This is a genomic window from Kribbella turkmenica, from assembly GCF_004348725.1.
Lineage (GTDB): Bacteria > Actinomycetota > Actinomycetes > Propionibacteriales > Kribbellaceae > Kribbella > Kribbella turkmenica.
Genome location: NZ_SMKR01000007.1, coordinates 66,295 through 78,088, shown reverse-complemented (window position 1 = coordinate 78,088; position 11,794 = coordinate 66,295). Strand labels below are relative to the sequence as shown.

The 11,794-nt window shown below is 71.0% G+C and carries 11 protein-coding genes; 8 read left to right on the top strand and 3 right to left on the bottom strand.

Annotation, left to right across the window (positions count from 1 at the left end):
* Positions 1 to 3,571, top strand: a 3,571-nt coding sequence (locus tag E1218_RS03060; protein WP_132315978.1) for a S8 family serine peptidase, incomplete at its 5' end; no start/stop codon positions are given.
* Positions 3,572 to 3,607: 36 nt separating this feature from the next.
* Here E1218_RS03060 and E1218_RS03055 read toward each other — a convergent pair.
* Positions 3,608 to 4,573, bottom strand: coding sequence for a helix-turn-helix domain-containing protein (locus E1218_RS03055; protein WP_233711967.1), 966 nt, complete (start codon positions 4,571 to 4,573; stop codon positions 3,608 to 3,610).
* Between the two features lie 246 nt (positions 4,574 to 4,819).
* Between E1218_RS03055 and E1218_RS35880 the strand changes: the two genes are divergently transcribed.
* Genes E1218_RS35880 through E1218_RS03045 form a run of 3 tightly spaced genes read left to right on the top strand, consistent with a single transcriptional unit; the run spans position 4,820 to position 5,977 of the window.
* Positions 4,820 to 4,987: a hypothetical protein gene (locus E1218_RS35880; RefSeq protein WP_165949101.1), complete on the top strand. Its 168-nt coding sequence runs from the start codon at positions 4,820 to 4,822 to the stop codon at positions 4,985 to 4,987.
* A 43-nt stretch (positions 4,988 to 5,030) separates the two neighbouring features.
* On the top strand, positions 5,031 to 5,333 hold the full coding sequence (locus E1218_RS03050) for an ArsR/SmtB family transcription factor (protein WP_202865741.1): 303 nt from the start codon (positions 5,031 to 5,033) through the stop codon (positions 5,331 to 5,333).
* Positions 5,324 to 5,977: a cation diffusion facilitator family transporter gene (locus tag E1218_RS03045; RefSeq protein ID WP_132315974.1), complete on the top strand. Its 654-nt coding sequence runs from the start codon at positions 5,324 to 5,326 to the stop codon at positions 5,975 to 5,977. The genes E1218_RS03050 and E1218_RS03045 overlap by 10 nt, the downstream gene beginning before the upstream one ends.
* On the opposite strand, the gene E1218_RS03040 is transcribed toward E1218_RS03045, so the two are convergent.
* Entirely contained in the window at positions 5,967 to 7,283 is a 1,317-nt protein-coding gene (locus E1218_RS03040) for an AAA family ATPase (protein WP_132315972.1), read from the bottom strand. The genes E1218_RS03045 and E1218_RS03040 overlap by 11 nt on opposite strands.
* A gap of 163 nt (positions 7,284 to 7,446) precedes the next feature.
* On the opposite strand from E1218_RS03040, the gene E1218_RS03035 reads away from it, so the two are divergent.
* From E1218_RS03035 to E1218_RS03025, 3 genes are all read left to right on the top strand, one after another.
* Complete coding sequence (locus tag E1218_RS03035; protein WP_132315970.1) at positions 7,447 to 8,493, top strand: hypothetical protein; 1,047 nt, start codon at positions 7,447 to 7,449, stop codon at positions 8,491 to 8,493.
* 118 nt (positions 8,494 to 8,611) lie between these two features.
* The gene (locus E1218_RS03030) at positions 8,612 to 9,445 is read left to right on the top strand and encodes a siderophore-interacting protein (protein ID WP_132315968.1); all 834 of its coding nucleotides are present in this window, start codon (positions 8,612 to 8,614) and stop codon (positions 9,443 to 9,445) included.
* Between the two features lie 37 nt (positions 9,446 to 9,482).
* A complete protein-coding gene (locus E1218_RS03025) occupies positions 9,483 to 10,151 on the top strand; it encodes a class I SAM-dependent methyltransferase (protein WP_132315966.1) in 669 nt (222 codons plus the stop codon).
* On the opposite strand, the gene E1218_RS03020 is transcribed toward E1218_RS03025, so the two are convergent.
* Positions 10,126 to 10,848: a hypothetical protein gene (locus tag E1218_RS03020; RefSeq protein ID WP_132315964.1), complete on the bottom strand. Its 723-nt coding sequence runs from the start codon at positions 10,846 to 10,848 to the stop codon at positions 10,126 to 10,128. The two genes, E1218_RS03025 and E1218_RS03020, sit on opposite strands and share 26 nt — an antisense overlap.
* A gap of 17 nt (positions 10,849 to 10,865) precedes the next feature.
* On the opposite strand from E1218_RS03020, the gene E1218_RS03015 reads away from it, so the two are divergent.
* Complete coding sequence (locus E1218_RS03015) at positions 10,866 to 11,786, top strand: aminoglycoside phosphotransferase family protein (protein WP_407657562.1); 921 nt, start codon at positions 10,866 to 10,868, stop codon at positions 11,784 to 11,786.
* The last annotated feature ends 8 nt before the right edge of the window (positions 11,787 to 11,794 follow it).

Here is an 11,794-nt window from a genome sequence, read left to right as displayed (position 1 = left end):
CCCGACACCCGCCCAGAAAGCCGGCGCCGCCGGCACCAAGGTCACGCTGATCACCGGCGACGTCGTCGAGGTGAGCGACGCCGGTGCCGGCAAGAAGGCGGCGACCGTCCGCCCGGCCGCCGGCCGTGAGCGCGTCACGTTCCACACGATCGAGGTCGACGGCGGACTGCGGGTCCTGCCGGCCGACGCCGTACCGTACATCTCCACCGGGGTCCTGGACGCCGACCTGTTCGACGTCGAGGAGCTGATCGCCGACGGGTACGGCGACTCCGCGGCGCGGCAGCTCCCGTTGATCGTCAAGTACGACCAGGGCCTGCGGAGCTCCCAGGAGCTGGCCGGGACGACGGCCAAGCGCGACCTGGGCTCGATCGGCGGCCGCGCCGTCGACGCGGCCAAGGACCGGCTGCCCGAGTTGTGGAGGTCGCTGAAGCCGGCCGTCGGCGCCCGCGCGCTGAACAGCGGGGTCAGCAAGATCTGGCTGGACGGCAAGGTCCGTGCGGTGCTCGACAAGAGCGTCCCGCAGATCGGTGCGCCGGCCGCTTGGCAGGCCGGCTACGAGGGCTCCGGCGTGGAGGTCGCCGTACTGGACACCGGCGTGGACGCGGAGCACCCGGACCTGGCCGGCAAGGTGCAGCAGGCCGAGGACTTCTCCGGCAGCCCGACCGGCCCGGCGGACCACTTCGGTCACGGCACGCACGTCGCGGCCACGATCGCCGGCACCGGTGCCGGTGCCGGCGGCACCCGCAAGGGGGTCGCGCCGAAGGCCGACCTGCTGGTCGGCAAGGTGCTCGGCGACGACGGCTACGGCTACGAGTCCTGGATCATCGCCGGGATGGAGTGGGCCGCCGCCGAAGGCGCCAAGGTGGTCAACATGAGTCTCGGCGGTGGCGCGACCGACGGCACCGACCCGATGAGCCAGGCGGTCAACGACATCACCGCCCGGACCGGCACGCTGTTCGTCGTCTCGGCCGGTAACGAGGGCCGGGACGAGGCCGTCGGTACGCCGGGTGCCGCGGCGTCGGCGCTGACCGTGGCGGCCGTGGACCGCAACGACGCGCTGGCGGACTTCTCCAGTCGCGGGCCGCGGCTCGGAGACGCCGGCCTGAAGCCGGAGATCTCCGCACCCGGTGTGGACATCGTCGCCGCGCGCGCCAAGGGCACCGCCATGGGTGGACCGGTGGACGAGCTGTACACGGCTGCCTCGGGGACGTCGATGGCCGCGCCGCATGTGGCCGGAGCCGCTGCCCTGCTCGCGCAGCAGCACCCGGACTGGAAGGCCGAGCAGCTGAAGAACGCCCTGGTCAGCACCGCGAAGACGCAGCCGAACCAGTCGGTCTACGCGCAGGGTGCGGGCCGGGTCGACCTGGCCCGGGCGACGTCGCAGCAGGTGTTCGCGACCGCCGTCGCGGACTTCGGTCTGCAGACGTCGACCGACGCCGGCAGCCGGACCGTCACCTACCGGAACGAGTCGGACGCCCCGGTCACGCTGACCCTGTCCGTCGCCGTCAAGAACCTCGACAACGCGAAGCCGGAGACCGACGCGTTCGGTGTCCCGGCGACCGTCACGGTGCCGGCGAACGGCACGATCGACGTCCCGGTGAACCTGGCCGCGGCCAAGCTCGACCGCGGTCTGCACAGCGGGTGGATCGTGGCCACCGGCACCAACGGCGTGGTCACCCACACCGCGGTGGGAGCGCTCCGGCAGGGCCCGAAGCACACGATCACCCTGCGCGGCATCGGCCTGGACGGTCAGCCGACCGCGGTCCCGGTGGTCGCGCTGTTCGGCGACAACTCGCGCTCGGACGTTCTCGCCTGGATCCCGGACGGGGAGAGCATCACGGCCGAGGTCGAGGAGGGTACGTACCTCATGCACGGCCTGGTCGAGAACTACGACCCGCAGCACGAGCAGGTCAGCCTGTTCACCGACCCGAACATCGTGGTCACCGAGGACACCGAGGTCGTGATCGACGCGCGCAAGGCGGCGCCGATCACGATCGAGACGCCGAAGCCCTCGGAGCAGCAGGCCATCCTGAGCTACTACGTGCACCGGGTCTACGGCAACGGCCGGTCGATCAGCCACGGGGTGATGCATTTCAGCACCGTCGAGCAGGTCAACGTCACCCCGACCAAGCCGGTCAAGGACGGCTCGTTCGAGTTCTCGTCCCGCTGGCAGCTGGTCGCGCCGCTGGTCCAGGCCAAGGTCCAGGGGATCGCCGGTCCGCTCGACATCAACCTGCTGCACCGGTCGCCGTCGTACGACGGCAAGACCAAGCGGTTGCCGATGGTCTACGCCGACTCCACGCTCGAGGGCGTGCAGGGCGCGCTGGCCGTGATCGACTCCAGCGAGGACGGCTGGGGCAACGGCAGCGAGCAGGAGCAGATCGCCGCGGCCGCGAAGGCCGGTGCCGCGGCCGTGATCCTGGTCCGGCCGGCGGACTGGTCGCCCTGGACAGTGTGGCGTCCGGTCGGTGAGCGTGAGCCGATCCCGGCGATGGTCACCGGGTACGACGACGGTCAGAAGCTGATCGAGCGGGCCCAGCGCGGCCGCGCCACGATCGACCTGACGCTGACGACCTCGAGCCCGTACCTGTACGACGTCAACCAGGTCTCGGCCGGGTCCATCCCGGCGAAGATCGTCTACAAGGTGACGCCGGCGAACAGCGCCCGGATCACCACCCGGTACGCCGACAACGGCGGCTTCGACTGGGCCAAGGAACAGCGGTTCGGCTGGCGCCCGTGGCAGGAGTACGCCTGGAACGACTCGCAGCGGTTCGTCGAGACCCCGAAGGTGCGCGAGGAGTGGGTGACGTCGGGCGACTCGCTCTGGCAGCACCGGGTGCACCACCTCTACACCTGGGACGAGATGAACCCGCTGCAGGGCGGGATGACGTCGATGCCGCGCAGCTACCGGACCGGCCGGTCGAACGAGACCTGGTTCGGTCCGGTTGTCCGCCCGGCGGCCGCTCCCGGGGTGCAGTCGACCCGGACCGGTGACCGGCTGTCGCTGCGGATCCCGTCGTTCGTGGACGCCGCCGGCCACTACACGGTGGGCGAGACGACCTCGTCGTCCGCGGTGCTCTCGCGCAACGGTCAGGTCGTCGCCGAACTGCCGGACGCCTGGCAGGACGTGATGACGTCCGGCGAGGACGCGGCGTACACGCTGGACCTGTCGACCGAGCGGAACGACACCGAAGGCGAGTGGAACTGGGGTACGCGGACGCAGACCTCGTGGGAGTTCCGCTCGAAGAAGACGGCTGAGGACAAGGCGACCCCGTTGTCCCTGCTGCAGGTCGGCTACACGGTCCCGGTCGACCTGACCGGCCGGGTCGCGGCCCGCACCCACGCGGTGGGCTTCGAAATCACCGGAGGAACCCGCTCGACGGCGCTGCAGGCGTGGGCGTCGTACGACGAGGGCAAGAGCTGGAAGAAGCTGGCCGTGGTCGGTGCCCACGGCCACTACCTGGCCGTGGTCCCGTCGGCGCACGGAACCGTCTCGCTGAAGGTCCGCGCGACCGACAGCAGTGGGCTCGCGGTGACCCAGACCGTGATCCGCGCGTACGGCGTGAAGTAGGCCGGACCGAGCTGGGGCAGCGGGGGCTGCCCCAGCTCAGATCCACCCGCGTTTCGCGGCCTGGAAGGCCAGGCCGGTCCGGGTGTCCACCCCGGCCAGGGCCATCATCCGGTCGAGCCGCCGCTGGACGGTACGGCGGCTGATCCCGAGCTGGGACGCGATCGACTTGTCGGGGACGCCGGCCACCAGGAGCGACAACAGGAAGCGCTCGTTGTCGTCCAGGCCCTCGATCTCGTCGGCCGGCTCGGCCGCCTGCAGTTTCACCGGCGTCGCCATCTCCCAGTGGCTCTCGAAGAGCGCCAGCAGCGCGTCCAGCAGCTGGCCGCGGCCGATGATCGCGGCGGTCGGCTCGCCGATCCCCAGCTCGTCGTCCCGGACCAGCGGGCAGACCGCGGTCGCCCGGTCCACGATCGCCAGCCGGACCGGCAGCGTCGGGAGGCTGCGAGCCTCCTCACCCCAGCTGACCCCCTCGGCGATGGTGTCCAGCTCACCCGGTTGCTCCAGCAGGGCGCGCTCGTAGATCGCCCGGTACCGGACGCCTCGGCTCAGCGCGCCGTACTCCTCGGTGTTGTCCGCACCCTGCATAGCCAGCGGGTTGGCCCGGCAGAACCACAAGATCTCCTGGTGCGCCGACTCCTGCAGGTCGCGCAGGCGCTCGCGCAGCGCGTTGGCGCCGACGATCACCTCGACCAGGTGGTGGGCGTCCCGGCGGCTCGCGCTGGCGCGGAACTCCTCGCTCAGTGCGGCCACGGTCTTGCGGGCGGCCTCCAACGACTCCTGCCGGCGCAGCAGCGTCGTACCGAGGGCGACGTCGGGCGGCAGCGGCCGGAAGACCGGGCCGTCGGAGTAGTGGACCGCGACCAGGCCCTTCGCCTGCAGTCGCTGCAAGACCTCGTCCGCCTCCTGCTGGGGCAGGTCGGCGACCTCGGCAAGCTCTGACGGGCGCGCGGCGGACAGCCCGACCAGCAGCCGGTACGCCTGCTCCTCGCGCGCATCAAGCAACAAGCCCTCCTGCATCTGGCGCCCTCCCAGGCTCGGAACTCAACGCCCCAGCGCACATTCGAACACATCCGCCCGTGACACATCCGGGCCAGCCGATGCCGTGACACCTCAGTGCCATCATGCGCGAGGTGAGTGACCGTCACTTCCGGTCAGAAGTTCGCGGAACCCCGCCGCCCCTTGACCGGGGCGGTGAGGTGGGGCCGCGGGACCGAACAGCGCGCCCCACGCTTGAAGAGAGATCGACTGATGAGTCTGACCGACTACGCCGGTGTCGCCGGCCTGCTGGCCGCGGCCGTCCTTGCCTTCTGGATGCTCCGTGGTCCACGGGCCCATGCGCCTGCCGCCCGTCATCGCGGCAATCCCGCCCTGCGCCTGCCGAGACCCTCGCACCCGGAGCGTGCCTCCAGACACTGAGTACAGCTTCCGCTGAATACATCTGATGCTGTACTGTCGCGCCATGGAGACCGTGGCGCGAGGTGAAGTGCTGGCCCGGTTCGGGCATGCGTTGTCGGACGCGACCCGCACCCGGGTGCTGCTGGCGCTCGTCGAAGGCGCCGCGTACCCGGCGGAACTGGCCGATCGGCTCGGCGTGAGCCGGCAGTCGTTGTCGAACCACCTGGCCTGCCTGCGCGGCTGCGGCCTGGTCGTCGCGGAGCCCGAGGGCCGGCGGACGCGGTACGAGTTGGCCGACCCCAAGCTCGCGACCGCGCTGACCGCTCTCCTCGACGTCGTGCTGGCGGTGGATCCCGGATGTCACTGATCAACGTCGGTCCACGGGTCGACCGGCGGCGCCTCGGGCGCCGGGCGCAGGTGCTGGCCGGGGCGAGCGTCGGCTACAACCTGGTCGAGGCCGTCGTGGCGATCTCGGCCGGTGCGGTGTCGGGTTCGGTCGCCCTCGTGGGCTTCGGGCTGGACTCGATCGTCGAGGTGGCCAGCGGGCTGATCATCCTGTGGCAGTTCCGGAATCCGCTGCCCGAGACCAGGGAGCGCCGGGCGCTGCGGCTGATCGCACTGTCCTTCTTCGGCCTCGCGGCCTACGTGACGGTCGAGTCCGTACGGGCGTTGGCCGCACGGTCGGAGCCGGACGCGTCGCCGGTCGGGATCGGGCTCGCGGTCGCGTCGCTGCTGGTGATGCCGGTGCTGTCCGCGGCCCAGCGCCGTACCGGGAAGGCGTTGGGGTCGAACGCGGTGGTTGCCGATGGCACCCAAACGTTGCTGTGCACCTACCTGTCCGCGGTGTTGCTGGCCGGACTGGTGCTGAACGCCACGGCCGGCTGGTTCTGGGCCGATTCCGTCGCCGGGCTGGTGATTGCGGCCGTCGCCGTCCGGGAGGGTGTGCAGGCGTGGCGGGGCCTGGGCTGCTGCGCGCCGAGCGCGACGGCGTGCGACTGTCCTAACTGTTGATCTGGAACGTCATGCCCTTGTAGTCGCGGGTGGCCGTTGGCCGGGCGGACTCGGCGGTGATCGCCGGGGTGGCGGCCGTCGGCGGGGCGATGCCGAGGTGGGCGGCGGACTGGCCGACGCGGGCCTGCACCCACTCCTGGAGTCCCTGATCGGCGACCGAGATCCGCTGCCCGTCGTCCCGGAGCATGCCGCGGGCAACCAACTGCTGACGGTCGTCGTCCAGTTCCTGCCACCGGCCGAGGCCGGCCAGCCCGGTGTCGCCCGGGAGGCTGAGTCCTTGCGGACCGTGGGCCGCGACCTTCGCCAGCAGTTCTTTCTCGGAGTCCGAGCAGTTGTTCCAGGCGGCTTGGTACAACACCCGCGACTTGTCGTTCACCTGCGCCGTCGCCGCCTTCGCGACGTCGACGGTCACTCCCCCGCGCGCCAGCGCCATCGGCAGCGCGGTCTCGGACAGGTCGCGCAGCCTGGTCGGATCACCGTTCGCCGACCTGACCAACCGGGCGACTGCCTCCGGCTCGTACGCGATCCCCGCCTGTCGGAGCGGTTCGGTCAGCGCCGGCCGGAGCTCGTCGTCGGACAACGGGCCGACCTCGCGGACGTCGAACCGGCCGGTCACCCCGGTCGCGACCCGGGACCGGCCACCGGACGCTGCCATCAGCCGGGTCGCCGCCAGCTCACCACCGGCCGCGATCAGGAACACCGGCCGGCGCTGCTGCTCCAGATGCGCGGCCAGCTCGGTCAGCGCCGCCAGATCGCGCTCCGAGGCCACGTCGAGATTGTCGACCATGAGCAGGACGGGCTCGGGCGGCTTGCGGTTCGCGGCCAGCTCACCGAGCTGCCCGGCCAGCTCATTCAGCGTGCTGCCGACACTGTCCTGGTTGCCGGCCTCCCACTGCGTCTTCGCCACACCCTGCACGAACGGGACCGGCATCACCCGGAGCTCCGCGCCGTTCTGCCGGCTGCGGTTGCGCTGGCCGAGATCCTTCACCAGCTTCTTCAGCCGGCGCGCGCCGAGCATCCCGTAGCGTTTGCGGATCGCGCCGAGGTCGTCGGTCACCCGGCGGACGAACCGGTTCTCCAGCGGCTCCCGCGGCGACGCGTCCACCCGGATCCCGATCCAGCCCTGCTGCTCGGCCAGCGCCTGGGCCCGGTCCAGTTCGACGGTCTTGCCCATCCCGGGCGGACCGGTGAACAGCACCGAGTTGCCCTCGGGCGTGCGCAGGTCGAGCGAGATCGGCCGGCCGAACCGGTCCGTGCGGGTCACCGTGTACGCCGGGTTCCGCGGTGTACCGAAGACCTGGCTCATGGCTTCAGCCTGCGGACCGTAGCGGTCGCCGATCCGGGCTGGACATGTCCGGCCGGTGAACTCTGCCCACCTGCCGGTCGAACCGGTCTACCGGTGCCGCCCGATCGCGCACTGATCGGCGGCGATCCTTGGCAGCGTGAGCGCCCGCTGTCACTCTGCAAACATGTGGACCCGACGTGTGATGGCGGCGCTCCTGACGGCGCCTCTGCTGTTGACCGGAGTGCTGCCGACCGCCCAGGCCTCGCCGGACCCCAAGCTGACAGTGACCGCCGTCAGTCTTTCCAGGTCCAGTGTCGTGGTGTCGGGGCTGAACCTCGTACCGGTGACGGTCACGGTCAAGGGCGGCTACGACTCGACCAACCCTGCGGACGAGCAGCTGACGCTGTTCGTGGTGCTGGAGCGCACGAGTGGTTCCGGGCAGTATCCCTACCAGCTGTCGACGAACCTGCCGCGGACGGCCGGGACGGTGAAGAACGGCACCTGGAGCGGTCCGCTCTACGTGCCGTCGACCGCGAACGGCACCTGGAAGGTCACCGGCGTGCGGGCGGGCCCGTACGGCATCCCCGGCGACATGACCGATCCGACGCCGTTCGCCGGCCCGGCGCTGGCGGTCAGCGGGTCCCACCTACCGAAGCTGAACGCGTTGGTGACACCCAGAGTGGTGCCGTTCGGGTCGCCGTACACGATCAAATGGGCGATCACCGACAGCGCGACCGGCAAGCCCTACGGGACCCGGCTCACGGCGCTGCTGGCCATCGACAACGGCTGTGCCGAGGACGCCGGTGGGGACGTGATCCGGACCGACGTCAACGGCCTGTACACGAAGCAGTACAGAGCCGCGGACGCGGACTCGCTCAACTGCTTGCGGATCACGGGCAAGCCGGTGGACATCGCCGGCCTCGGGTTCGCGGTCGCCCGGCCGGGAATCGTCGCGGCGACCCCGTCCAGGACGAGTGCCTCGGTCGGGACCGTCGTACCGGTGAACGGGTCGGTCGCCGGTGCGCCGGCCGGTTGCCCGGTGGGGCTGCAGCGGCTGTACGGCGCGACACGCTGGCGGGCGGTGAGCGCGGCCAAGGTCCGGCAGAGCGGGCGGTTCACGGTGAACGCGCAACCGGCGTACAAGGGTCTGATTCCGTACCGGGTCTACCTGCCGGCCTGCCACCGCTTCCAGGCGGGCGTGAGCAAGGTGTTCTACATCCGCGGCCTCTGACGCGGTGCCGAGACGGTCCGGAGGCGGTCCGGGAACCGGTGAGCTAGCCTGAGTTAGGTAGACCTAACTTGCCTGGCCTGACCGGGCCGCCCGACGTACCCGAGAGGACCGTGGTCGAGTGACCAGCCCCGCACCCCGTCGTAACCGCGTCTGCAAGCGCGCGGTCGTCCGCCGGACCGAGCGGATCACGCCGCACATGATCCGGGTCGTGCTCACCGCCGCCGACTTCGTCGACAACGGCTACACCGACCACTACGTGAAGCTGCTGTTCGGCAAGCCCGGGGTCGAGTACGCCGAGCCGCTCGACCTCGGCGTGATCCGGGCGACGTACCAGTCGGAGCAGTGGCCGACGATGCGGACGTACACCGTGCGGAACTGGGACCAGGACAGCCGCGAGCTGTCCATCGACTTCGTCCATCACGGCGATGAGGGGGTGGCCGGGCCGTGGGCCGCGGCGGCGCAACCGGGCGACGTGCTGTGGTTCAACGGTCCGGGCGGTGCCTATGCGCCGGACGAGGCGGCCGACTGGCATCTGCTCGTGGGCGACGAGAGCGCGCTGCCGGCGATCGGCGCCGCGGTCGAGCAGTTGCCGCCGGGCGCCCGCGCGACCGTGCTGGTCGAGGTGGAGGACGCGTCCGAGGAGCAGAAGCTCGGCGGCGCCGGCGACCTCGACGTCACCTGGTTCCACCGCGCCGGCAGCACCGCCGCCCGCGGTGACGGCCTGGTCGCGGCCGTCGAGGCCCTCGACTTCCCGGCCGGCGACACCCAGGTCTTCGTCCACGGCGAGGCCGGTTTCGTCTTCCGCATCCGCAAGAACCTCTTCACCGACCGCGGCCTGTCCCGCGACCGCGTCTCCCTCTCCGGCTACTGGCGCCTCGGCAAGAACGAGGACGGCTGGCAGGCCGAGAAGGCCGAAACCGCCACGAAGGAACGCGCAGCCGCCGGCGCCTGAGTCCAACCAGGCGGTCGCGGGCGGCGTCGTACGCGACATGGTTGATCCCGCGTCCTTCGATCGCTTCGCTGCCGAGTACGACCGGTTCGTGAGTTTGCAGGTGGGGCAGAACCGGGCGTGGGTGCTCGGGCTGGACCTGCGGGGCGAACGGGCGCTGGATGCCGGGTGCGGGTCCGGGCACGCGGCGGAGGGGTTGGCCGAGCGGTACGGCCAGGTGCTCGGGGTGGATCTGAGTGCGCCGATGATCTCGCTGGCCAGGCGGAAGCGGACGCGGGCGAACGTGGAGTACCGGGTGGCCGACCTGTTCGCGATCGAGGAGGACGGGTTCGACCTGGTCTACAGCCACACGATGATGCATCACCTGCCGGACTACCGCGGCGGCCTGGAGCACTTGAAGTCGCTGGTGCGGCCGGGTGGCACGGTGGCGATCGTGGACAACGTGTCCGATCGGTATCCGACTCCGCCGCGGTGGGCCTACCTGGTCGGCGCGTGGCTGGGTCTCCCCCGGGAGATCGCCCGGCTCGGGATCAGGGACGCGCTGTTCGAGTTCCGGTTCTGGCACAGCAAGCCGTGGCTCGACCACCTGGCCAGCGATCGCTACCTGTCCCGCACGCAGTTCCGCGCGGTGTACGACGACGTCTTCCCCGGTGCGCAGTACACGGACCTCGGGTTCGCGTTGGCTATGCGGTGGACCGCCGCCGGTTGAGCAGTTCGATCAGCGTCGACGCCTGGTTGGTCGGGAGCACCCAGTCGTCGCCGGACGCCTGCAGGATCACGGCCGGACCTTCGGTGACCACCGGCGGATGCGGGATGGCGATCGGGAACTTGAGCCGCTCCACGCCACTGAGCGCGGCCTCGAAGACGCCGGTGATGCTGCTCAGCGGGTAGGTCTTCGCCAGATCGCCGGTCGACTGCGACCGCACGACCGGCCGGCTCTGGATCGTCACGCTGTCCGCATCCAGCAGGACCGCGGTCAGTTGCAGCCCGCGCAGCCGGAAGATCAGCTCGTACGGCGTTTCCGCCAGCTCCGGTACGACGGGAACGAGCAGCACCCGGTCGGCGTACCGAGCCAGCGCCGCGCCTGCGACGATCCCGGCGAGCAACGCGGGCAAGGCCAGGAACGCCGGCCACCAGACGCCGACCGCCAACGGGAACAGCGTCACGGTCAACCCACTCACCCCACCGAACAGTGCACCGACCCCGGCCCACCACCGCGGCTGGTACCGATGCCGCCGCCGCTGGACCCACCCGAGCACCAGCATCCCGGCCGGCACCAGGCATCCCGCCCACACCGCCGGCGATCCGGTCGTACTGATCAACGCCACGACCGCCAGCAGGACCAACGGAATTCCCAGATAGATGGCCGTCACCACGCGCTGCACCCGCCGGTGCCTCTGCTCCATGGGGAAAACCCAAGCACATCCCGGCCGAACCACCTACTGTGCCGAGAGTGATCGAGATTCCCGCGAAGCTGACCGAGAACCACAGCGCGAAGGCGCCCGAGTGGCTGGCGGGCCTGCCGTCGACCGCGGCGGCGTACGTCGACCGGTGGCAGCTGACGATCGACGGTGAGCCGCTCAGTGGCGAGGCCTCGCTGATCCTGCCCGTCGTCCGGCGCGATGGCGCCAAGGCGATGCTCAAGCTCCAAACGGTCAACGACGAGAGCGCGGGCGAGGCGCTCGCCCTGCGGACGTGGAGTCGCGACGACGTCGTCGCGGTGCTCGAGGACGATCCGGTGACCTCGACGCTCCTGCTCGAGCGACTCGAGTCGCGGACCCTCGACGACCTGCCCGACCACGTCGCGGCGACCAGGATCGTGGCGGAGTTCCTCGCCCGGCTGAGTGCGGTCCCGGCGCCACCCGGGATCCGGACGCTCGCCGACGTCGCCGGTGCGATGGTCGACGACGCACCCGGCCTGATCCCGCGCCTCGCCGATCCGGACGAGCGGCACCTGGTACGGCGCTTCGTCGCGCAGGTGACCGAGCTGCTGCCGGAGTCCGGTGACCGGTTGCTGCACTGGGACCTGCACTACTACAACGTGCTGGCCGCGCGGCGACAGCCCTGGCTGGTCATCGATCCGAAGCCGCTCGCGGGTGACCCCGGGTTCGACGTGTTCCCGGTGCTGTGGAACCGCTGGGACGACCTGGTCGCGACCGGCGAGCTGGAGCGGGCGATCCGGGACCGCTTCGACCTGGTGCTGGAGGTCACCGGCATCGACCGCGACCGGGCGCTCGGCTGGACCGCGGGCAGGATCCTGCAGAACGTGCTCTGGGACACCGCCGACGGCGAGTCCTCGATCTACCCGGTGCTGCGGACGATCGCCACGGCCCTCCGGCTGTGATTACATGA